20 protein-coding genes and 1 tRNA gene are annotated in these 21505 nt (G+C 37.7%); 10 read left to right on the top strand and 11 right to left on the bottom strand.

Going from position 1 to position 21505, the window contains the following annotated elements; all coding sequences use genetic code 11:
• Positions 1-229 precede the first annotated feature (229 nt).
• Positions 230-1690, top strand: coding sequence for a carboxypeptidase-like regulatory domain-containing protein (locus ACFSR3_RS02315; RefSeq protein ID WP_379819550.1), 1461 nt, complete (start codon positions 230-232; stop codon positions 1688-1690).
• Positions 1691-1752: 62 nt separating this feature from the next.
• On the opposite strand, the gene ACFSR3_RS02310 is transcribed toward ACFSR3_RS02315, so the two are convergent.
• On the bottom strand, positions 1753-2595 hold the full coding sequence (locus tag ACFSR3_RS02310; RefSeq protein WP_379819549.1) for a hypothetical protein: 843 nt from the start codon (positions 2593-2595) through the stop codon (positions 1753-1755).
• Positions 2596-2916: 321 nt separating this feature from the next.
• Here ACFSR3_RS02310 and ACFSR3_RS02305 point away from each other — a divergent pair, with 321 nt between their 5' ends.
• Positions 2917-3717 (top strand): polysaccharide deacetylase family protein, encoded by an 801-nt coding sequence (locus ACFSR3_RS02305; protein WP_379819548.1) that lies wholly within the window; start codon positions 2917-2919, stop codon positions 3715-3717.
• 27 nt (positions 3718-3744) lie between these two features.
• Here the strand turns inward: ACFSR3_RS02305 and ACFSR3_RS02300 are convergent, their stop codons facing one another.
• Positions 3745-3930: a hypothetical protein gene (locus tag ACFSR3_RS02300; RefSeq protein ID WP_114758888.1), complete on the bottom strand. Its 186-nt coding sequence runs from the start codon at positions 3928-3930 to the stop codon at positions 3745-3747.
• A gap of 140 nt (positions 3931-4070) precedes the next feature.
• Between ACFSR3_RS02300 and ACFSR3_RS02295 the strand changes: the two genes are divergently transcribed.
• A complete protein-coding gene (locus ACFSR3_RS02295; protein WP_379819547.1) occupies positions 4071-4595 on the top strand; it encodes a hypothetical protein in 525 nt (174 codons plus the stop codon).
• Positions 4596-4647: 52 nt separating this feature from the next.
• Here the strand turns inward: ACFSR3_RS02295 and ACFSR3_RS02290 are convergent, their stop codons facing one another.
• The 7 genes from ACFSR3_RS02290 to ACFSR3_RS02260 form a co-directional block, all read right to left on the bottom strand.
• The gene (locus ACFSR3_RS02290) at positions 4648-5157 is read right to left on the bottom strand and encodes an ATP/GTP-binding protein (protein WP_379819546.1); all 510 of its coding nucleotides are present in this window, start codon (positions 5155-5157) and stop codon (positions 4648-4650) included.
• A gap of 54 nt (positions 5158-5211) precedes the next feature.
• Complete coding sequence (locus ACFSR3_RS02285; protein WP_379819545.1) at positions 5212-6177, bottom strand: HNH endonuclease; 966 nt, start codon at positions 6175-6177, stop codon at positions 5212-5214.
• Positions 6178-6268: 91 nt separating this feature from the next.
• The gene (gene purL / locus ACFSR3_RS02280) at positions 6269-9928 is read right to left on the bottom strand and encodes a phosphoribosylformylglycinamidine synthase (protein ID WP_379819544.1); all 3660 of its coding nucleotides are present in this window, start codon (positions 9926-9928) and stop codon (positions 6269-6271) included.
• A 173-nt stretch (positions 9929-10101) separates the two neighbouring features.
• Positions 10102-12156 (bottom strand): T9SS type A sorting domain-containing protein, encoded by a 2055-nt coding sequence (locus ACFSR3_RS02275; protein ID WP_379819543.1) that lies wholly within the window; start codon positions 12154-12156, stop codon positions 10102-10104.
• A gap of 295 nt (positions 12157-12451) precedes the next feature.
• Positions 12452-13132, bottom strand: a complete 681-nt coding sequence (locus ACFSR3_RS02270) for a DUF7151 family protein (protein ID WP_379819542.1) — start codon at positions 13130-13132, stop codon at positions 12452-12454.
• A gap of 108 nt (positions 13133-13240) precedes the next feature.
• Positions 13241-13888: a DUF1579 domain-containing protein gene (locus ACFSR3_RS02265; protein WP_379819541.1), complete on the bottom strand. Its 648-nt coding sequence runs from the start codon at positions 13886-13888 to the stop codon at positions 13241-13243.
• Between the two features lie 55 nt (positions 13889-13943).
• The gene (locus ACFSR3_RS02260) at positions 13944-15506 is read right to left on the bottom strand and encodes a hypothetical protein (RefSeq protein WP_379819540.1); all 1563 of its coding nucleotides are present in this window, start codon (positions 15504-15506) and stop codon (positions 13944-13946) included.
• Positions 15507-15684: 178 nt separating this feature from the next.
• Between ACFSR3_RS02260 and ACFSR3_RS02255 the strand changes: the two genes are divergently transcribed.
• From ACFSR3_RS02255 to ACFSR3_RS02235, 5 genes are all read left to right on the top strand, one after another.
• Positions 15685-16110, top strand: coding sequence for a PaaI family thioesterase (locus tag ACFSR3_RS02255; protein ID WP_114758899.1), 426 nt, complete (start codon positions 15685-15687; stop codon positions 16108-16110).
• 71 nt (positions 16111-16181) lie between these two features.
• Entirely contained in the window at positions 16182-17237 is a 1056-nt protein-coding gene (locus ACFSR3_RS02250; RefSeq protein WP_379819539.1) for an isochorismate synthase, read from the top strand.
• A gap of 90 nt (positions 17238-17327) precedes the next feature.
• Positions 17328-18044: a bacillithiol biosynthesis deacetylase BshB1 gene (bshB1, locus tag ACFSR3_RS02245; protein ID WP_379819538.1), complete on the top strand. Its 717-nt coding sequence runs from the start codon at positions 17328-17330 to the stop codon at positions 18042-18044.
• A 75-nt stretch (positions 18045-18119) separates the two neighbouring features.
• Positions 18120-18195, top strand: a tRNA-His gene (locus ACFSR3_RS02240).
• An 83-nt stretch (positions 18196-18278) separates the two neighbouring features.
• Positions 18279-18614 carry a hypothetical protein gene (locus tag ACFSR3_RS02235; protein ID WP_379819537.1) on the top strand — a complete coding sequence of 112 codons (336 nt, stop codon included), beginning with the start codon at positions 18279-18281 and terminating at the stop codon, positions 18612-18614.
• 2 nt (positions 18615-18616) lie between these two features.
• On the opposite strand, the gene ACFSR3_RS02230 is transcribed toward ACFSR3_RS02235, so the two are convergent.
• Positions 18617-20197 carry a Na+/H+ antiporter gene (locus tag ACFSR3_RS02230; protein WP_379819536.1) on the bottom strand — a complete coding sequence of 527 codons (1581 nt, stop codon included), beginning with the start codon at positions 20195-20197 and terminating at the stop codon, positions 18617-18619.
• A 123-nt stretch (positions 20198-20320) separates the two neighbouring features.
• On the opposite strand from ACFSR3_RS02230, the gene ACFSR3_RS02225 reads away from it, so the two are divergent.
• Together ACFSR3_RS02225 and ACFSR3_RS02220 are read left to right on the top strand one after the other, a co-directional pair.
• The gene (locus ACFSR3_RS02225) at positions 20321-20602 is read left to right on the top strand and encodes a hypothetical protein (protein ID WP_379819535.1); all 282 of its coding nucleotides are present in this window, start codon (positions 20321-20323) and stop codon (positions 20600-20602) included.
• A 129-nt stretch (positions 20603-20731) separates the two neighbouring features.
• Complete coding sequence (locus ACFSR3_RS02220; RefSeq protein ID WP_379819534.1) at positions 20732-21010, top strand: hypothetical protein; 279 nt, start codon at positions 20732-20734, stop codon at positions 21008-21010.
• Between the two features lie 257 nt (positions 21011-21267).
• Here ACFSR3_RS02220 and ACFSR3_RS02215 read toward each other — a convergent pair whose 3' ends face one another.
• Entirely contained in the window at positions 21268-21426 is a 159-nt protein-coding gene (locus tag ACFSR3_RS02215; RefSeq protein ID WP_379819533.1) for a hypothetical protein, read from the bottom strand.
• Positions 21427-21505: the final 79 nt, after the last annotated feature.

The following is a 21505-nucleotide window of genomic DNA, read 5'->3' as shown; positions in this document are numbered from 1 at the left end:
CCTAAAGTTACAAATTATTGAAAAATAAATTAATAAAATTATAATACTCTCATAATCATCTTTTTTGATGCAGAATTATACACAACAGTGTTAAAATGTCAGGATAAAATGTATTTTTAGCCAGTCATTCAATGTATAACAATGCTATGCATGCATTGTTTTTAAATAAGCTGTTACAAAAACTAAACCTAATCGTTTTACTATAAATTCACCAATACAAACCATTTTTATGAAAACAATAATCTATTCTTTTTTAACCTTATTGCTATTTACCCTTAATGGAACAGCACAAATTGTTACTGCTAAAGTTGTTGACGAGCAACAGCAGCCAATTGAATACGTTTCGATTCAGCTTGGTCCCGACTATGGCGTAGTAAGTAATGCCGAAGGAGCCTTTACCATTGATTTGTCTAAAAAAGGTACTGCCGATAAGGTAGTATTTTCTTCCATAGGTTATAAAACCATTGCCGTAGCTGTATCTGATTTTACGGGAGGTACTTATACTATGCCAATTCAGATTAATGAACTTGACGAGGTGGTTGTGAAAAAAATGTCCGCAACCCAGATACTTACTGAAGTGATAAAAAATGCACCAAATAATTATGTATCGGGTCCTACAAAGCAAACTTTCTTCCTTAGATCTTCCAATGATAATAAGTTGATAAATAGTGAGTTTGAACTGGTTAAATCATCATTAATTGATAAGTCTACCTTAAAAGACCTGAATAAAGATATTCAGACTACAATGGAAAAATCAAAAGGGAAACGTTCTCAGGATTTTTCAGAATCATACGGTTATTTATACCAACAGGATAAATCTTCAAAACTTGTAGTAGAAAAAGCCGTGGAGCTGAAGAATAAGGAAAAGGATGTTTCGGGAGGACAGACCAAAAAAATAATGGAGGTTCTAAAAAAGCATATTGATCCGAGTTCTACATATAAAGTTGTCAGCGGTTGGTTTACAGTTGATGATTCAATGAAGGTTAGCGATCTTTCAAAAGATAAAAAGGAAGATATTAAGACTTCATCTCTTAAAAACAGGGTTAAATCGCTGGCTAATACGCTTAACAGATTTTATGAAAATGATGAACTTGATTTTCTAACTGAATTTAAACGTTATACCTATACAATTGAAGGTTATGCACCTATTGACGATGCAACGGTTTATATCATAGACTTTAAACCTTTAAAAGGTTCTGCGCGTTACTATGGAAAAATTTATGTAAATGCAGAGGATTTTGCTGTGGTAAAAATGCAATATAATCTTGTAGATGGAAAGACCTCAAGTAAACTAAATTTAAAACTGATTTTGGGCGTAAAAGTAGTGGAGGACCGTTTAAAGGTAAACACAACTTTTGCTAAAAATGAAAAAGGTCAATATGCTGTAAATTTTGTTAAAGAGCAAAAGAACAATTACATGTATATGAATCGTCCTATGAAACTTACTAAAAATAAGGTTGATAAGAAAGAGGAGGATAAGATGCTTAAGATAGATATTTTAGCAGAAGTTGATCAACAGTCTACTGAGGAACTATTTATCATTAATAATGAGTCTTTAAGCGGTGATCAGTTTGGAAGCGTGACCGAAACCGAAAAATACGACATTAATTACATCTCAAAATATGATCCGGCAATATGGAAAGATTACAATATTCTTGCCCCGGTTGAAGCGATCAAGAACTATAATTAAAAATGGCATAACAACAAAACGCCCCACAGCAATGCGGGGCGTTTCTTATATAATATGTTTTGTTATACCCTAAAGATACCACCAACAGCAATTATCCTTTGAAGAAAACCAAAATGGTGATGCGCTCTGTCCGGTCCGTCATGAGTAGTACGGACATCATACATATCAATATACCCACCTTTAAGTTCACCTGTTACAAAGAAGTGTTTGAAGAAAGTAAGATTTAATCCGGCTTTGGCAGAGAAACCATAACCGGCAACATGAAATTCATCATTTCTTGGCATTCCCAGTACTTTTGCGTTTGTTCTTGGGTACAGTATACCACCACCTACGCCTTCGGTAATATTAACCTGAAATTTGTCAGTATTTCCTATTCGGAATAGTTTAGAAATATCGTCAACACGTGCAAATTCTGCATTGATGTAGTTCAGACCGTCAGTGTGTTCAAAATCTAGGAAATCTTCGGCAAGTTGAGTGGGAGTATTGTTGTAAGTTCCGTTATACACGTGTCCCGGATGACTTTCGGGTAAATTGATTGTACCATTAATATTGGCTGTCTGTCCGGTTCTCATTACATATTTCATGTGGTCTACTCCGATTGAAATGTTGTAATGGTCGCTAATAAAGTAACCTACTTTCAGATTGGTCTGAGGGATTGTCATTCTCCCCGGATTAACATAGTCTATATGCCATCCTTTAGGTTTGTCATCAGCAACAGCGTTCTCAACTGTAAAGTTGTAGCCATCGCCTTTAAAATGCAGATCGGATTTTGTGTAACTTTCGCGGTTTCCTCCCCAGTAAAAGAAGAACTTCCCTTTATTGTGTGCGGTGTATTTTTCAGGCTCTGTTGCCACTTCCTGGGCAAAGGTGTACTGTGAAAAAATACAAAAAGATAGTACAACCATTAAAAGCGGTTGTTTCACGATTTTGATTGATGTATTAAAAATTATTTTCTGTCATTACAGAAATGAATATGGGGCAAGCTGACTATCAAATAATTTGTAGCAAAATTATTCAATAAGGGAGTTGTCGGCATTAGAGTAATAACGCTGCAAATTTAAGGATTTCTCTTAATAACAGATACTTAAATTTTAAATTTCTATCGTATGAATTTTACTAAATGATAGATATTTGGAGGTTTGTTTGATATTTACAATTTGACTTTGAGCAAATAATATCAGCATTAATTTTTTAAATTATTTACTTTTAAAATCTAATACTGTTATATGCTCTTTAAAAATTTTAAACATTTATTCGCTAGTATAGCTCTATTTATTTTTTGTGCAGTAAATGCCCAACAGACTAAAAATTGGAATGGAAAGAAATGTGCCGTTGTTTTAACTTATGATGATGCGCTTAATATTCATCTTGATAAAGTTATCCCTATGCTTGATAAATACAACCTTAAAGGTACGTTTTACCTAATTGGCAGTTCTCCAAATGTAGTAAACAGGATAGATGATTGGCGAAAAGCAGCTAAAAAAGGGCACGAACTGGGTAATCATACTTTTAATCATCCTTGTGATGGTTCAATGACTGGCAGGGAGTGGGTGCCGGCTGAAGCTGACCTGTCTAAATATACCGTAAGCAGGGCTGTAAATGAAATTAAAGCTACCAATGCGCTATTGTATGCAATAGACGGAAAAAAGGAACGCACATTTGCTTTTCCCTGTGGGGATATGAAGATTGGTGATACCTATTTCTATGATTTGGTTAAAGATGATTTTGCAGGGGCTAGGGGCGTAAATTCTACTTATGTGAAGTTACAGGATGTAAACCTGAATAATATAACAGCATTTGGACAATCAGATACTACTGCGGCACAAATGATCCGTCAGATTGAGGAAGCTGAAAAACAAGGTTCTTTCATAGTATTCCTGTTTCACGGAGTGGGAGGGGAGCATCCTCTAAATGTTAGCGAAGAAGAACACACTAAATTACTAGAATACCTTAAGAAAAGAGAAAAAGAAATATGGGTAGCTACAATGGTAGATGTAGCAAAATATATCAGGGAAAAACAAAACTAAAAAGCCTGCATTTGCAGGCTTTTGATTTTAATGTTTATTGTGTCCGGGAGTATATGCTTTTGCGCTTTTTGCTCCGGCAGCTTTTTTAGCTTTTCCCGGTGGTACTTTTGTTTTTTGAGTCGTCTTGTGTGTATGAACGGTAGTTTTGCAATTAGCCATTGTAAGGGATAAGGCTATAAGCATAATAATTCCTGGTAGTGTTTTTAGTTTCATTTTTTTTGGGTTAGTAAATTTCGATGGCGAATTTACAGTAAATATGTTTAGGTTAATTGTATAAAAATATTTGTCTGTAAGAATATTTTCGTTATCAAAATAGAAATTCTATTTTTAACCTATTAACTAAAACAATTATAATGAAACAATGTAACCACTGTGGTAATATGCTGGCCAATGATGCGACTTACTGCTATGCCTGTAATATACCTCAAACAGTAGGTTTTGAAGAGTTTGATTCAAAGCCAAAGTATAATGACACCTTCCTTAAGGTATTGTGTGGTATAACTATAGTAGTGGCTGTGTTTAGTATAATATCAGGTACTGTTTCACTTATTAAAGATTCACATTTACCAATTGACGGAATGAAAGTCATTGGATATTCAGGTTTAGCTGTAGCTATAGCAAAGCTGACAGCCGGAATACTAATGTTAAGAAAAAAACTTAAGGGGCTTTATCTGTATACATTGGCACAAATAGCATTAATTGCTATTCAGATATATACTGCAGTATTAATGTCAGGTTATATGAATGCATTAATGCCTGACAATGGTATGATATCGGGATCGTCAATAATGATGATCAGTGCGGTTATAGTAACCTTTGTTTACATTATATTTCTTATTATGTATTGGTTGCCAAACAACAGAAGGCTTTTATCCTAATATCCAAAACAGAACGCCCCGCTGTAATGCGGGGCATTCTGTTATATACAGGTTAAGTTATTTTAGCCAGCACCTGACTAATTCGTTCCGGTAAAGATCCTTTGACTTCTATAACTTCAATTCCAAAATCATAAACGGACTCTTTGAGGATTTCATTTACTGTATCTCTTAGTTCAGGGTAATCTGATTTTTGATATGTGATAATATCCGGTTCCTCTATCGGAACAAAGATGATAAGGTCAATATCTTCCATAGCACTTTCAGCCTTATCATACATCGAATTGATGTACTGAATTCCATCAAGGGCCTCTAAGTATGCCATAATATCAATAGGGCATCGGTCAAAAATCACATTATCACTACTAGCTGTAATCTGCTTTATAGAATAGTTGAGTTGTTCAGCAAAGTCATCAATGTTTGGAGTTTCGGAAAATTCATAGCCTAATTCTTCCAACTCATAATAGGGCTCAGGCCTTAACTCATACTCAGGAAAATGTTCCAGTAGCTTTTCTGCCAAAGTTGTTTTTCCTACCCGGTGTGCTCCTGTAATGGCTATTTTCATTGGGGAAAGGTATTTTAGGTCTAAGCACTAATGGAAACTAATGTTAGGTGGTAGCTATATAAACTTTGGATTATTATTTTCAAAATCCTTTATTTCAGTATTAATGGTTTCTAAATGGCTATTAATAGTCTCTAGTTTGGGTAATAACATATATGACTCACCACCACCATACATGCCAAATTCGTCTATAATTAAAAATTTACCACGTTTTAGATGGAAAAATGGATTAAATTCTTTCCTTACTTCTTTTGTAAAAAGATTAAGATTATAAACAAATTTCTGTAGTAGAAAAAAGTTCTTTCTTATCCATAATTGATTTCTATCACTAATTGTGTGATAGTCAGGATTCGGAAATATTTTTTTATATGTTGTATCTTCTCTATAAAACTTAAAGTCAGGTTCAATAGGTGTTGAGTATTTCAAATAATGAGTTATATATTCAGTGAATGATTTCATTAGATCAATGATTGATGTTTCAAGATTAACATCTGTATTTGGCCAATCTATTGCAATCAATCTTTCTTCAAAATAATCTGATGTTTCTATAAAATTGGTGTAAACAATATTTCTAACAGCATTTGATATGAACCAGTTATATAAATCTAGTTGAAGTTTAATGTTTATATTGTCTATTATATTAGAATAGACAAGTTCAGAGGGGGTAATTTTTTTTTGAGATAAGGTTTCTTCAACCCATAATTCATGTTCATCTTTTATCTGATGTAAAATTTCGACAGGCCAATCCTTAATGTTTTTATCTATTTCAGTATGATGATGTGAGCATAAAAGGATTAAGTTAGAATAATTATTTCTATTCTCTTCAGGCATAGAACTAAGTCCTCGAGGTGATTTGTCTGAATTTGTCTCGCCAATTATATGACACATTTCTCCTAGGGCAAAACTTTCAGTTTCTTTAGAACTGTCCATTGTAAGTTTACGTCTGCATTCTTTCATTGAGCAACGCCCCGCCCCTCTAGACCAAAGAATTTTAATGTCTTTTGTTTTAATTGTTCCAGCCATTTACAATAATTTTCATCAAATATAACAAAAAACGCCCCACATCTCTGCGGGGCGTTATATCTAAAATCTAGTATCTCAATACTAAAATCTATTATCTGTTCTCAATCCACTTACGGGCATTAACGAAGGCTTCATGCCAAGGGGTAACCTCGTCAGTACGTCCTTCAGGGTAGTACGCCCAGTTCCACTGGAACATAGAACGCTCAATGTGCGGCATCATAACCAAATGGCGGCCGTCGTTGCTTGCCATCATAGCGATGTCAAAGCTTGAACCGTTAGGGTTTGCAGGATAGCCTGTGTAACCGTATTTAGCCACTACGTTGTATTTGTCTTCGCTGTATGGCAGGTTGAATTTACCTTCACCGTGAGAAATCCATACACCCAGTGTGCTGCCTGCTAATGTAGAAAGCATTACCGAGTTGTTCTCCTGTACAGTTACCGAAGTAAATCCGCTCTCGTGTTTGTGGCTGTCGTTGTGAAGCATTTTAGGTTTCACTTCGTGGTCAGGGTTGATAAGCTCAAGCTCAACAAACAGCTGACATCCGTTACAGATACCTACTGAAAGTGTATCCTCACGTTTAAAGAAGTTCTCAAGTGCTGCCTTAGCTTTTTCGTTGTAAAGGAAAGCACCAGCCCATCCTTTAGCCGAACCAAGTACGTCAGAGTTAGAGAAACCACCAACAGCACCAATGAACTGGATATCTTCAAGCGTTTCACGGCCTGAGATAAGGTCGGTCATGTGAACGTCTTTTACGTCAAAACCTGCAAGGTACATAGCGTTTGCCATCTCACGCTCAGAGTTAGAACCCTTCTCACGGATGATTGCTGCTTTTGGCCTTGGCTTGCTGGTGTCAATTGCTACTTTCTTACCATCAAAATGAGTTGGGAAAGTGTACTGAAGCGGTTGGTTTTTATAGTTGTCGTAACGCTCCTGTGCTTTTTGTTTACCTGATTGTTTCTGGTCAAGAAGGTATGAAGTCCTGAACCATGTATCTCTTGTTTCGTTAACATCAAAAGTAAGGTTGGCATCACCATTTTTGATAGTGATCACAGCGCCTTCTTTCGGTTGACCGATCTTAGTGAATGCTACATTGTTTTTAGTAAGCTCAGCCTCTATAGAAGCATCTGCCTGGATAACGATAGCAATGTTCTCTGCGAATAAAGCTTTAACCGTATCCGCCTCGTTAAGACCTGTCAGGTCGTATTCAGCACCAAGGTTAACGTTAGGGAAACTCATCTCAAGCAGGGTAGTGATAAGACCACCGCTGCCTATATCGTGACCTGCAGCAATTTTACCAGCTTTGATAAGATCCTGGATAACGTTGAATGTATTTTTGAATGAAGCCGCATCTTTAATTGTCGGAACGTCATTACCAACTTTGTTTAGTACCTGGTTGAAAGAAGATCCACCAAGTTTGTATGCATCACCAGAAAGGTTGATGTGGTAGATGTTTCCGCCGTTCTTTTTAAGAACAGGCTCAACTACTTTAGTAATGTCGTTACAGTTACCTGCAGCCGAAATGATCACAGTACCCGGAGCGATAACATCGCCGTTAGGGTATTTCTGTTTCATCGATAGGGAATCTTTACCTGTTGGGATGTTAATACCCAGCTCGATAGCGAAATCAGAACAAGCTTCAACAGCTTCGTAAAGTCTTGCGTCCTCACCTTCGTTTTTACAAGCCCACATCCAGTTAGCTGAAAGCGATACGCTTTTCAGACCATCTTTAAGCGGAGCCCAGATAATGTTACTTAACGATTCTGCGATAGCGGTACGGCTACCTGCAGCAGGATCAACAAGGGCAGCAACAGGCGAGTGGCCTATAGTAGTTGCGATACCTTCTTTACCTTCAAAGTCAAGCGCCATAACACCTACGTTGTTTAGCGGTAATTGGATAGGTCCGGCAGTTTGCTGTTTCGCAACACGTCCGCCCACACAACGGTCAACTTTATTAGTTAACCAATCTTTACAGGCAACAGCTTCAAGCTGAAGAACCTGATTTAGGTACTGGTGAATGTTTTGCTGAGAGTAGTCAGCATCAGCATAGTTTGCCTCAACGGTTTTGTCGGCCATGATAGTTTTTGGCGAAGAGCCAAACATATCTTCAAGGGCAAAATCCATTGGTTTAGCACCTGTAGTAGCCGATTCGAATGTAAACCTGTGGTCACCTGTAACATCACCTACAGCATACATTGGCGAACGCTCACGGTCGGCAATACGCTGAAGGGTATCAATGTCTTTCTGACCAATCACAAGTCCCATACGCTCCTGCGACTCGTTTCCTATTATTTCTTTAGCCGAAAGGGTAGGGTCACCCACCGGCAGTTTGTCTAAGTCAATTTTTCCTCCTGTTTCTTCTACAAGTTCAGAAAGACAGTTCAAATGTCCTCCTGCACCGTGATCGTGGATAGAAACGATAGGGTTGTTGTCGCTCTCTACCAGTCCGCGAACGGCATTGGCAGCACGTTTCTGCATCTCAGGGTTAGAACGCTGAATTGCGTTAAGCTCGATACCCGAACTGAAAGCTCCTGTATCAGCAGATGATACCGCAGCACCACCCATACCAATACGGTAGTTCTCTCCACCAAGGATAACAACTTTGTCGCCTACGCTTGGTTTTTGTTTTTTCGATTGGCTCTCTTTACCGTAACCGATACCACCGGCAAGCATGATCACTTTGTCGAAACCAAGTTTGCGTGCATCTTCTTCGTGCTCGAAAGTAAGTACCGAACCTGTAATTAGCGGTTGACCGAATTTGTTACCAAAGTCAGAAGCACCGTTAGATGCTTTTATAAGGATGTCCATTGGGGTTTGGTAAAGCCATTTGCGCTCATCCATACCTTTTTCCCAAGGACGGTTTTCTTCAAGTCTTGAATATGATGTCATGTACACCGCTGTACCTGCTAACGGAAGTGAACCCTGTCCACCAGCCAGCCTGTCGCGGATCTCACCTCCCGAACCTGTAGCAGCACCATTGAAAGGTTCAACTGTAGTTGGGAAGTTGTGTGTTTCCGCTTTGATAGAGATAACTGAATCAAATTCTTTTACCTCGTAAAAATCAGGCTTATCAGCCGATTTTGGTGCGAACTGCTTAACACGCGGCCCTTTGATGAAAGCTACGTTGTCTTTGTAAGCAGAAACAATATCGTTAGGATTTTCCTGTGATGTCTTTTTGATAAGTTTGAACAGTGAAGATGGTTTTTCTTCGCCGTCAATTACAAACGTACCGTTGAAGATCTTGTGACGGCAGTGCTCAGAGTTAACCTGAGAGAAACCGAATACTTCAGAGTCAGTAAGTTTTCTGCCAAGTTTAGCCGAAAGGTTGTTAAGGTACTCAACCTCTTCAGGGCTAAGTGCCAAACCTTCTTTTTCGTTATAGGCAGCGATGTCGGTAACCTCGATAATAGGCTCCGGCTGTATGTTGATAGTGTAAATATCCTGGTTAAGGCCGTTGTATTTCTGGAACAGCATCGGGTCAAAATCAGTAGCTTCTTCGCTTGATTTGATGAATTCCTCAATCCTGATAATACCTGCGATTCCCATATTTTGGGTGATCTCTACGGCATTGGTGCTCCATGGCGTAATCATGGTAGCGCGGGGTCCAACAAAAAAATCCGTCAGGGCGGATTTTTCTATCTTATGTGCGTTGCCAAAAAGCCAGTTTAGTTTTGAAATGTCTTCTGTTGAAAGCTCGTTTTGCGATTGTACTGCAAAAACCGTATTCGTCTGGTTTCCGAAGAAATGAATCATTACAATTGTAGTTACGTGTTGAGAGTGCAAAATTAATCTAATTTTCTAAAACAGGCAACTTTATGACGGTTGATTTGGTGATTTGTAGATTTGCTTATTTGATAGTGGAATTGTATTACGTATGGGGTAAAAAAAATCCCGCAATTGCGGGATTCTTACTTTAAAATTAAAGATTATTTCTTTATAACAACCTTATTTATTGTTTTGCTGCTGCTGAACAGTGTTATATAATAACTGCCGCTTTCAAAACGGGTAAGATCAATCTGGTTTGTATTTTCAGGGGTTACAGTTCCCTGATATATCAACTGACCTAAAGTATTATGGATAGTTATATCAAATTTTTGCTCATCATACCCTTTGAAGTCAATATTAAATAAACCTTCGGATGGGTTAGGGTAGATGGTGATTGAGCTAGTAGTTAGGGGCTCATCGGTCAAAGCCTGGCGCATTTGGTTTTGACCGGTATTGCCAGCACCATAGCCAGGGAAAATCCTTGTAATACGCTGTGCAGAAGTTCCATTGTAGGTTGTAAAACTACCGCCGATAAGGATTTTTAAATCATTTTTTTCAGGTTGTATTGCATATACAAAGTTATTAAATTCAGATCCGCCGTCGAATTGGGGATTTGTCTGTCCGTTTACGGCATTAAGGCAAGTAAGGTAATTAACAGGTACACCATTATATGAAGTAAATTCACCACCTACATAAAGATTATAACTTCCAATGTTACCACTAAATGATGAAGGAACCTGTTGTATTGCCAAGGCTCTCACTGGGGCTGAAAAACCAGTTGCAAATCCGAAAGAACTTACCGGAGCGCCATTAAAAGTTAGTTTAGCCAGGTTTTTGCGAGGCATTGAGGCATAGCTGGCAAATGATCCTCCAATAAAAATATCATTACCACTTACAAGAACTTCATCTATGTAACTTCCAGCCGGGGCTATACCCGGACCAGTAGTAAATGATGGGTCTTGTACGGCACCTGCTAGCAGCCTGATAATGCCGGGAGCAGAATTACCCTGGTAAGTTGTAAAGCTTCCTCCAACAATTATGTTATTGGTGCTGGTTTGTACGGCTACTGAATATGGAGTGCCATTGAAACTCACAGAACCCGCGTAGAAACTGGTGTCAATTGATCCATCAGGATTTAGCCTGGCGATGTTTTTTGCCGGGAAGCCATCATAAAAGTTGAAGTCTCCTACGATTATCATATGGCCGGTAGATTGTAATGCAATATCATAAATCGTAGCACCTGCTTCGACACCAACTCCTATAATAGACCCTGTTGCGCCATTAGGCATTATTCGGGCAATTCCTCTTGCATAGGTAACACCTCCAAATCCGGCAAATTTACCTACAACTATAATCTCTCCTGAAGGTAAGGTTACCATACTCTGAATGTTATCGGTTGAAGAATCCGGACCTGTAGATGAAAAAGAAGTATTAAGTGATAAATCGGCATGATTTAGTGCGGCAATTTTATTTTTTGCAGTCCCTCCATATGAAGTAAAATCACCGGCAATCACAATTCTGTTATCATTTAGCACTGTTATAGACTTTACCGTATTATTAGCTCTCGTAGCTGTTAATGGCCCGTTCTGAGTTGTTACATATATTGTAAATGTTGCAGTATCACAATTAATAGCAGTATTCGGAAACGTTACGGCTTCACATAATTGATATTGGATCACATATTTCCCCGGAGCAACACCTGTTGATGTAAAGACTCCCGAAGCGTTATAAGTCATTCCTGCAGGTAATGCGGTTAATACTGTGAAGTCAGTATTTGAAGTTGTTGCAGGTAAACCATTAAGCATATCATTACTATGAATATTTCCTAAAATGGTAGATGAGACGCTGTAAGCTATTACAGTCTCATCATTCACTGCCTCCACAGTTGGCTCTATAATTATTGTTATTGTTGCTGTATCACAACTTTGTGGGGTAGCATTATCACAAAGTTGGTAAACAATCGTGTAGGTACCCGGTGGTACGTTGGCAGCTACGGTAACATTAGTACCACTAAGATTTATTCCCCGATGTGTAGTAGATATCTGCGTAACTGTTACAGTGCCACTATAGATGTCATTAGCAGTTACGGTGGTTGCAAATGAATATCCGAAAGATGAGAAGTTTCCGGTAAAGGTGTCATTTACGGCATTAACAGCGCTATAGGCTGATGTTGCTATGCTTAGTAGCATAATGAAAAGCAAAAGTCTTTTTTTCATAAATTTAGTAGATTTAGTTTACTTTAAAAGTATAATAAAAGGGCTTAATTTAGTACGATATATTTTGTTAAATTTTAGTTAAATATCTGATATTCAGTATTTAAATAATATATTTGATTAGTAACTATTTTTATAAATAAAATAACATTATGATGTGTTTTATATTGATTTTGTAACAATAAGGTTGTATTGTTCATTTTTTGAATTTAATGTCTAAATATTTTGATTGTTTCTGTTTAAGTAGTATGGTTTTGAACATAAGGCTAAAAAAAAATCCCGCAATCGCGGGATTTTTTTATTCTCTAAGTATGTATAAGTAAGAATATGTTCCTGTAGTGCCACAGGTAGCTCCTCCACTTTTACTATTTTTTAACCTGATGCCGAGTGTAATAGTGTGGTCAGGCAAAGCGTCATAAATGTTTTCAGAATACTTGAATACATAATTAGCAGAATTATGAGTAAGCTGAGTATTAGCTATCGGAATATTATCGGTAATATTATATAATTCGGCTGTTACTATATTTTCTGGAGTAGGAGTGGACAATGATGGAACGAATAAAATTGATTTAACATTTGCATAGTCATGTTTGTTGAAATTTTGTAAATGCCAGGATTGGTGGGGACTGATATACCATGCTGTAGTAGAGCATACGTTCATGTCTGGCGATCCTAAAGGTAATCGGACAAGATTGTCCAAATCAACTGTAGCGTTTTCGCCATTACATACATAATCAAAGTGTTGGATTTCTGCATCGTCGAGTATACCATTATTGTTATTATCGAGTCCGTAATTGACCTTAAGTCCTCCGGTTTCGCAATTTAATCCTGCTGATTCTATTTGTGTAGAAACCAGTGAATTAATACCATTATTGCCGTTTGTACCATTAATGCCATCTTCTCCGTCGCAGGATACGGCAAAACTACTCAATACAGAGTAGGCTATGCACAATGCATAGATTCGTAAATTTGTTTTCATAGTTTAGTAAAGTTTAAGTAAGGTTAAAATACAAAAAAATCTTACGCATGACAATTAAAAAATAAAAATCCCGCAATTGCGGGATTTTTTTTACTATATGGATGAAGATTATTTTCTCTTCATTATGATTTCCATGTTCTTATGTTGTTTACCATTTTTCATACAGAACATCTCCATCTTGCGAGTGTTGGCATCAACAACGGTAAACAGTTCACGGCACCAAACCGCTTTTTCTTTTGTTGGGTCTACCATTTCTCCTTTAAAGTCTAACGATTTACCGTCAGGGCTCATTTCGCCTTTCATTACCATCATACCTGTTCCCATGTTGTCGATCCAGGTTGAGATAAACTCTTTAGTGGAATTATCGTAGGCTACAGTGCTTCGGCCTTCAAAAGGCATTCCCATCATGTTGCCTTTGTAGTTAGATTCCTGGTAGCGTCCACCCAATATCATTTTAGTTTCTGAAGTTGAAGTAGCTTTTTCGGGTTTACTGTTTTCGTCGTGCCAAAAGGTCATTTCGTTAGTCCATGAACCGTTATCTGCCGCAAGGAATTTATGCGCTTCGCCCGGAGTCATGTATTTTTGCCATGCTTCCATTTCTGCAACCGAATCCATAGGTTTTTCTGCTTCCGGAGCTTCTTCTGTAACTACTTTTGCAGTATCAGTAGTAGTAATTTCTGTTTCTACTTTTACTTCTTTTTTACATGATGTAAAGCATAATGCCATTACTGACATTGAGAGTAAGATTTTTTTCATAATTGTTTGGTATTTTGTTTGTTACCATAAAAATATGAAAAAAAAGTGTACGAAATTATTCTTCTGTGAAAACAATACTTTCGTAAGCACCTATGTCATAAGGAGATTGTCTTGAAACCCCAAGTATATCGGTACCTACAACTGTTGCAACTGCTGCATCAGCTGTGCCATTTGCTGCTGAATCTTCACCAATACCAAGCATATTATTTTGAGGGTCTAAGAAATCAGGTTTATCGTTGATTGAGCTTTTAGCAATGATACATTCTGTATATAAAGCTTTTTCCGGATCATTGCCATCAGAAGGGTATAGCGGATTACTTCTAAGTTGGTTGGATGTATCTATTACCTTAATCAAACAGTGATTGAATTTTGTTTTAAAAGTAACATCCTGAGGGAATTTATGTTCTAAAGATAGCCCAAGATTAGAGGAACCATAAAGAATGCAATTATCAAAATTAGCAACGAGATTACTTACAAGTACTGCATCTTCAGTTTGGGTGTAGTCATTGATAAGAAGAGGAACCTGATTGTAACTGTTAAAATAATTGGCAAAGGTACATTGCCTGAAATTGTAATCTCCACCTTGTGTTAAAGCTACAGATGCCTGTCCGGCGTTGTTTGCTACAAGATTGTCTCCGTTGATATAGGCATGTCTGGCTAATATTCCAAAATCTGTACAATTGTAAATCTGGGAGTTATTTATCGTTAGCCTTGGACGAACATCATCCAGTACATCCATTAATATGCCTACAGCAGCGTTTTTAAGAGTAAGATGGTTAATGGAGTTGTTCTCTCCTGAAAAAATCCAAAGTGTATTCCATTGTCCGGCGACGTCTGAGAACTCAGGTTCCAGTCTGTCTCCTTCAAAGATTACTTCATTTTCCAATGCTTCTGTCGAAGAAAGTCCGCCATTAATGTTTATGGTTCCTGAAGTGTCTACAACAAGTCCTGAACCGGCATGAAAATGCACTCTGGCTCCGGGGTCGACAGTTAGGGTTTTTCCATTTGGTACAAGCGCATAACCATATACAACATAAGGCTTTTCATTTGTCCAGTGCAGTTCATCTGCTGTTGTCAGTTCATGTCCTTCAAGGTTGGTTGAGTATCCGCTAAGATTAAGCTTTTCTTTTATATTATCCGGCAGAGATCTGTTAGGTTTAATGAATACCGCATCCTGTACTAAAGTTACAAGTTCTACTTTTTGTGTGCCGTTAGTGTGTTCAAACTGAATGTTGTCAGTATAAAGGAAAGTAGTTTCGCTGTTAGTATATTTACTGTAATCAATAGTAGTTTCAACAAAAATGAACATACTGTCTTTGGCAAGCAGTTCTACATCGTTAAAGACTTTTCCGGGAACACCATCAACCATCAATCGGTAGTCGGAGTCATTATTCTGACCAAGGTGTATTGAAGGTATCTTGATATCCTTATCGCTGCGGTTATATACTTTCAGGGTGTAGGTGCTCGACCCTATATTGGTAAACACAGTATCAAGATATACTGTATCCCTTGAAAATTCCAGACTTGCGTTACTGCTTCGCTCAAACTCGAAGTCTTCACGGCAAGAGGTGAAACACAATCCAAAACCAATAAAAAGTAAAAGTAAATAATAGCGCATAGCGTTAACAATTTTTGGTAAAAGTAGCCATTAATTTGAAATATTAAAAAGCAATGTAAGCTTAACGCAGGAATGTAGTATTTATTTTTGTAGTAGAAGTCGGAATGTAAAATGCTTCTGACATCTGACTTCCATACTTCAGACTTCTTTTGTAATTTTACGCATCTAAATCTACACTATGTCATTCGATAAAGAAAAGGCACTTAAAATGTGCAACGATTTCTGTAAAAATACCTTAATGGAAACACTTGAAATTACTTTCACTGATGCAGGGGAAGGATTTCTGGAAGCTAAAATGCCAGTCAATTCACGTGTGCACCAGCCTATGGGATTGCTTCATGGTGGTGCTACAGTAGCCTTAGCGGAGAGTGTGGGTAGTGCCGCATCACTATTGTTCGTAAATCCTGAAGTAACTGAAGTTAGAGGGATTGAGATATCTGCCAATCACCTTCGCGCCAAACGTGATGGAATTGTTACCGGAACTGCAAGAATAATACATCAGGGGAGAAGCCTTCACTTATGGGAAATTAAAGTAACGGATGAACAAGGAAGACTGATTTCGTTATGTAAACTGACCAATATGATAATGCCGAGAAGGCGATAATTTGTTTCATTCGGTTATTTGGTTATTTGTGTTTCGAATAACCAAATTGACAAATAACAAATCCACTTTTAATGACCGATCTATTCCAAAAAATAAAGTCCCAGTTAGAATTAGGGTATCCATTTGCTGTTTTTTGCAAACCCGGTAGCAATAGCGTAACCGGAATTTTCCAGAATAATACAAACGCACATTTCCTGACCGATTATTCGCAGAAGGGATTTGTTTTTGCACCATTTGATGGTGATAAAATATGTTTTGTTCCTGAGGCAGAATCTGATATGCTTTCAGTTGAATTGAAAACCGAAGGTTTTGTTCTTTGCGAAATTCAACAACCAGAAATCGATACTAATGCTAAAGCTGCTTTTGAAGCTTTGGTTAGCAAAAGTGTTGATGCAATCAAATCAGGTAGTTTTGAGAAACTGGTGCTTTCGAGAACAGAAACTATTGGTATGACAGATAATATAATCACAGTCTATTCAAAACTATTAGCTGCGTACCCTATGGGATATCGCTATTGTTTTTTTCATCCTGAAAGCGGATTATGGATGGGGGCAACTCCCGAGCAATTGCTGAAAGTAGAAAACAGGACGCTTCATACTGTTGCCCTTGCCGGAACACAGCTTTACAAAGAAGGAGAGCAGGCAGTATGGGAAAATAAGGAGAAGGAAGAACAGCAGTTTGTTACCGGCTATATAATGGAATCGGTACAGCCTTATACCAGTGACATCCGTAAAACAGAGCCCTATACTTTCAGGGCTGGTAATATTGTACACATTAAGACCGATATCACAGCTGAAGTAAAAGATGCAGATAGCCTGCTGGGAATTATTTCAGCACTGCATCCCACGCCAGCTGTATGCGGACTACCAAAACAGGAGGCTAAAGCGTTTCTTTTGGAGAACGAAGGTTATGACAGGCAGTATTACTCAGGGTACTTGGGCGAATTAAATATAGATATTGATTCGGGACAACATAAAACAGATCTGTTTGTAAATCTTCGCAGTATGAAAGTTGTTGGCGATACCGCTCATTTATTCGTAGGTTGCGGTATAACGAAAGACAGCGACCCTGAAAAAGAATTTATGGAGACCGTAAATAAGAGCATGACAATGCGAAGGATAATTTAACAATGACTTTAATGTAATAATGTAACAATTCAAGGAGCAGGTAAACATTCTTTGTAACTTTGCCACTTTGAAACTTAGTAATTAAAATTAATGAAATTAGATATACTTGTATTTGGCGCACATCCTGACGACGTTGAGTTAAGCTGTGGTGCCACCATTGCCAAAGAAATATCCCTTGGTAAAAAAATAGGGATTGTGGATTTAACCAGAGGTGAACTTGGAACCCGTGGTTCTGCTGAACTGAGGGATGAAGAAGCCGCTGATGCCGCAGAAGTTTTGGGTGTTGCAATAAGGGAAAATCTTCGTATGCGCGATGGCTTTTTCGTTAATGATGAAAAGCATCAGCTTGAAGTGATAAAGATGATACGTAAATACCGCCCCGAAATTGTGATATGCAACGCGATTGATGATCGTCATATTGATCATGGTAAGGGCAGTAAACTTGTAAGTGATTCGTGTTTTCTTTCGGGATTGAGGAAAATTGAAACCGAACTTGAAGGGGAGAAGCAGGAGCAATGGAGGCCTAAATTGGTGTATCATTATATACAGTGGAAAAACATTACGCCCGATTTTGTGGTAGATGTTACCGGATTTATGGATAAAAAAGTGGAATCGCTTATGGCATATAAGTCCCAGTTTTATGATCCAAACAGTACCGAACCGGTTACGCCGATAGCGACAAAAAACTTTAAAGAGAGCATTCTTTACCGTGCGGCCGACCTTGGAAGACTAATAAATACAGAATATGCGGAAGGTTTTACGGTTGAAAGGTATTTGGCAGTGAACAGTTTAGCGGATTTGATATAAAAATCTTAAAAAAAAGTAGCAAATAAATTTGCTGAAAACGTAGGACTGTACTATATTTGCACTCGCAAAACAGATGGTGATTGTAGCTCAGTTGGTTAGAGCGTCGGATTGTGGTTCCGAAGGTCGGGGGTTCGAGACCCCTCATTCACCCCTAAGTCAGGAGCCCTTCAGAAATGAAGGGCTTTTTTATTTTTGATTGTTTTCACAATCTTCAAATCTTCAAATCTTATAATTGTGATATTTCCTGTAATAATCGTACTGGCGATTCTGATACTTGCAAGAGTTTTGATGCCTGATTTGTCTAAACTCAAATACAGTAAAGATTTACAACAAAAGGTAGAAATTTATGGAGTACAAGTTGGTGACGAATTAGATATGGTTTTACCTGTCAATCGTTTTGAAGTGCAGGTGTTTGTAAAAGGTGTTATTAATGAAGAAGGAAAACTAGCAATATCACGTGATGAAAAGTTATATAAGAAAGTGAAAAAAGGTAAGATCCTTGCTAAGGTTACTTCTATATCGATGGGAGGCATGAAAATTGAATTCTTTGAAAAGGTTTCACAAGCCTAATCTTACTTATACTTCATCTTCTCTTCTTCCAGGTCAATGTAGTGCAGGTATTTTCGAATTAATTCCTCATCAATATCTTGTTTCTTCTTGTTCTTTTCTAATAACAACTTACGTTGTTTGTCAAGAACTTTAGTGTAAATAGCTTTAATGTCTTCCGGCATGGCAGATTCCTCTTCATTTAGGCTTAATTGTACTTCCCACTGGCTGCTAAGACGTTTTAGATGCGGGCTATCATTAAGCTTTTCTTTATGATGCTCTTCTATATATTCCATAGAAATTTTTGCCAGGGCCTTGCGAAGATGATTTTCAGTTTCTTCTTCCGGACGATAGTCGTTGTAAACGGTGTGGCTAAGTTTTTTTATGATATATGGTAATGTCAATCCTTGTATTAAAAGGGTTGCTAATATTACTACGAAGGTTATATATAATATAAGGTTCCTGTGGGGAAAAGGAGATCCGTCACTTAGTGTCAATGGTATTGATAATGCTGCTGCCAGCGAAACTACCCCGCGCATCCCTGTCCATCCTAATATAAATGGACCTTTCCATCCGGGATTCCTGTCGGCAACCGTAATAAAGTGGCTGGCAATTATGGTTGTAATAACTGCTCCATAGGCGGCGATTATTCGTCCAATAATCAACACTGCTGTTATAAGCAGCCCGTAACCTGTAGCTTGGTACAGACCAATGCCTTCGGTTTTTAAGGCGTTAACTATTTCAGGCAGGTCAAGTCCAATGAGCATAAACACCAGCCCGTTTAAGACAAACACTATGCTTTGCCAAACATTTTCAGCACTTAGCCTCGACGATCCCGTTAAGAAATGATGCCTGAAATAAGAGAGGAACAATCCACCGCTTACGACAGATAAAATTCCTGAACAGTGAAATTCTTCCGCAACTATATACATGGCATATGGTGCAACAAACGTTAATATGATATCCATGTTTACGTCGGTGGGTAGGTATTTATGTAATTTTTTAAAGATTAGTCCGGTTAATAGTCCAATTCCTGTACCCCCAACTACCATCCATACAAAATTTAGCGCGGCTTCCTGCCAGATAAATTGTCCAGTAGCAACAGCAATAAGTGCAAAACGTAATATAATAAGTGATGAAGCATCATTTAACAGGCTTTCACCTTCCAGTATTGATGATAATCTTTTCGGTCCTTTGATGAATTTAAGTATAGCTCCGGCACTGACAGCATCGGGAGGCGAAACGATACCACCAAGCAGGAATCCCAGTGCTAGTGAGAATCCCGGTATGAAACTGTTGGCAACTACAGCGACTGATATTGCGGTCAGGAACACCACTACAAATGCAAAGCTGCATATTATCCTCCTCCAACGCCATAGTTCTTTCCATGATATTGCCCATGCGGCTTCGTATAATAAAGGAGGAAGGAAAATAATAAAGATTAGTTCCGGATCAATTTTTAATACAGGTATACCTGGTACAAAACTTATCAATAAGCCGGTAATAACTAATAATACAGGGTAGGCAACCGTAATGCGATTTGCTAGCATTATGATTAGTATGATTATTAATATGATGATAAGGTAGAAGGGGAAGTGTTCAAGCATCTTAATTTGGTTTATATAAATTTATAAAAAAAGAATTCATTGTGGTTTCCTGTTAAATATGTCTTAACGAGCTATTTTAACATTTACTTAAAATAGTATCTTTAAGGTGTTAAATTTTGAATTATGGCTTTAGATTATGAAGATATAGAGAAGCGTTTTGATTGTGCTTGTAAAAATGCGGTTAATGAATTGTCTAATCAATACAAATCGGTTTATCTCGAAGGAGGCCCGGGAAAGCTTGGTACTTTCCTTGAATTGATACAATTACAGTTTGATCAGGTTGAAGCTACTTTTGTTAGGGAAAATGAGCTTCATGCAAATCCTGAAGCACTAAAACGAATAAAAGCTATCGCTAAAGGGTATGCTAGAAATTGTCTGGATGAGTATGGTAGGATTTCTATTTAAGTAACATTTCCGTTGTTAAAAGGGTTATGTGAAGAATTTTGCTAAAATTAAGTTGAATTTTATAACTCTCTTTCTTACATCGTGAATTTATTTTGCCCTCCAATTTAACCAAAACAGGGGTAAACAATAATGAATTCAAAATTCAGCGAACTAAAAGACCTTTTAGAGGCAGCATGCCGTGATGTACATAAAGATTTCTTAACCAGATTTAATAATGATACCTATATATCTGCAGGTGGTGCTAAGCTTGAAGCTTTTATAACAGAACTGCAAAAAGAATATGAGAGTATCGCAGTTTCTTTTTTGCAAAAACACGGTCTTGAGAAAGATGCAGATGCTAAAAAGAAGGTTTTAGCAATTATTAAAGCCTATGCAAAACGGTGTATTGAAGAGTTTAGTAAAATATAATCTATATAATAGGTTTACAGTATCCCGCTCCGGCGGGATTTTTTATATCTATATATAAGGAGCTATTTTCCCGCTTTCCGCTATATCTGCCTCCCTCGCCGCGGCGGGTCGGCAGGATGCCGCTTCAATCGGGGCTAGGAGCTACATATATAATGTAAAAAAGTAAAACAAGAGTAAGCTCTGCGGGCTCTTTAAGTCAAAAATAAGGCAAACACTGTGCGTCTCTGTGTTATTTCAGCGTATCTCTGTGGTATAACTTATATATAGGATTGATAAATCAGGGTAAAATCGGTATCAAAATCCCCTGTTTGCCTTTGATTTTTCAAATCCCCTACAGAAATAGCCGCTTGTTTTGCGGATTTTTCATGATTTGGTAAAAGGGTGGTAAAAAAACCTGAAAAAACTTTTTCTTTCAAAACTACTTATATCAGCAAGTTAAGTCTAAAGGTTAAAAAAATGTCAAAAAAAGGTTTGTAAAAGTTTGCCAAAGCGGAA

It is taken from the genome of Flavobacterium suzhouense, from assembly GCF_042684765.1.
Taxonomy (GTDB): Bacteria; Bacteroidota; Bacteroidia; order Flavobacteriales; family Flavobacteriaceae; genus Flavobacterium; species Flavobacterium suzhouense.
Note: the sequence above shows the minus strand (reverse complement) of the source record. Positions and strands in the feature narration are given on the sequence as shown.

Excerpts from the sequence above, each read along its gene's own strand:
- ACFSR3_RS02225 (WP_379819535.1), top strand. The coding sequence starts at position 20,321 with ATGGCTTTAGATTATGAAGATATAGAGAAGCGTTTTGATTGTGCTTGT.
- ACFSR3_RS02310 (WP_379819549.1), bottom strand. The coding sequence starts at position 2,595 with ATGGTTGTACTATCTTTTTGTATTTTTTCACAGTACACCTTTGCCCAG.
- ACFSR3_RS02285 (WP_379819545.1), bottom strand. The coding sequence starts at position 6,177 with ATGGCTGGAACAATTAAAACAAAAGACATTAAAATTCTTTGGTCTAGA.
- ACFSR3_RS02230 (WP_379819536.1), bottom strand. The coding sequence starts at position 20,197 with ATGCTTGAACACTTCCCCTTCTACCTTATCATCATATTAATAATCATA.
- ACFSR3_RS02270 (WP_379819542.1), bottom strand. The coding sequence starts at position 13,132 with ATGAAAACAAATTTACGAATCTATGCATTGTGCATAGCCTACTCTGTA.
- ACFSR3_RS02265 (WP_379819541.1), bottom strand. The coding sequence starts at position 13,888 with ATGAAAAAAATCTTACTCTCAATGTCAGTAATGGCATTATGCTTTACA.
- ACFSR3_RS02255 (WP_114758899.1), top strand. The coding sequence starts at position 15,685 with ATGTCATTCGATAAAGAAAAGGCACTTAAAATGTGCAACGATTTCTGT.
- bshB1 (WP_379819538.1), top strand. The coding sequence starts at position 17,328 with ATGAAATTAGATATACTTGTATTTGGCGCACATCCTGACGACGTTGAG.
- ACFSR3_RS02250 (WP_379819539.1), top strand. The coding sequence starts at position 16,182 with ATGACCGATCTATTCCAAAAAATAAAGTCCCAGTTAGAATTAGGGTAT.
- purL (WP_379819544.1), bottom strand. The coding sequence starts at position 9,928 with ATGATTCATTTCTTCGGAAACCAGACGAATACGGTTTTTGCAGTACAA.
- ACFSR3_RS02295 (WP_379819547.1), top strand. The coding sequence starts at position 4,071 with ATGAAACAATGTAACCACTGTGGTAATATGCTGGCCAATGATGCGACT.
- ACFSR3_RS02315 (WP_379819550.1), top strand. The coding sequence starts at position 230 with ATGAAAACAATAATCTATTCTTTTTTAACCTTATTGCTATTTACCCTT.
- ACFSR3_RS02275 (WP_379819543.1), bottom strand. The coding sequence starts at position 12,156 with ATGAAAAAAAGACTTTTGCTTTTCATTATGCTACTAAGCATAGCAACA.
- ACFSR3_RS02300 (WP_114758888.1), bottom strand. The coding sequence starts at position 3,930 with ATGAAACTAAAAACACTACCAGGAATTATTATGCTTATAGCCTTATCC.
- ACFSR3_RS02290 (WP_379819546.1), bottom strand. The coding sequence starts at position 5,157 with ATGAAAATAGCCATTACAGGAGCACACCGGGTAGGAAAAACAACTTTG.
- ACFSR3_RS02260 (WP_379819540.1), bottom strand. The coding sequence starts at position 15,506 with ATGCGCTATTATTTACTTTTACTTTTTATTGGTTTTGGATTGTGTTTC.
- ACFSR3_RS02220 (WP_379819534.1), top strand. The coding sequence starts at position 20,732 with ATGAATTCAAAATTCAGCGAACTAAAAGACCTTTTAGAGGCAGCATGC.
- ACFSR3_RS02305 (WP_379819548.1), top strand. The coding sequence starts at position 2,917 with ATGCTCTTTAAAAATTTTAAACATTTATTCGCTAGTATAGCTCTATTT.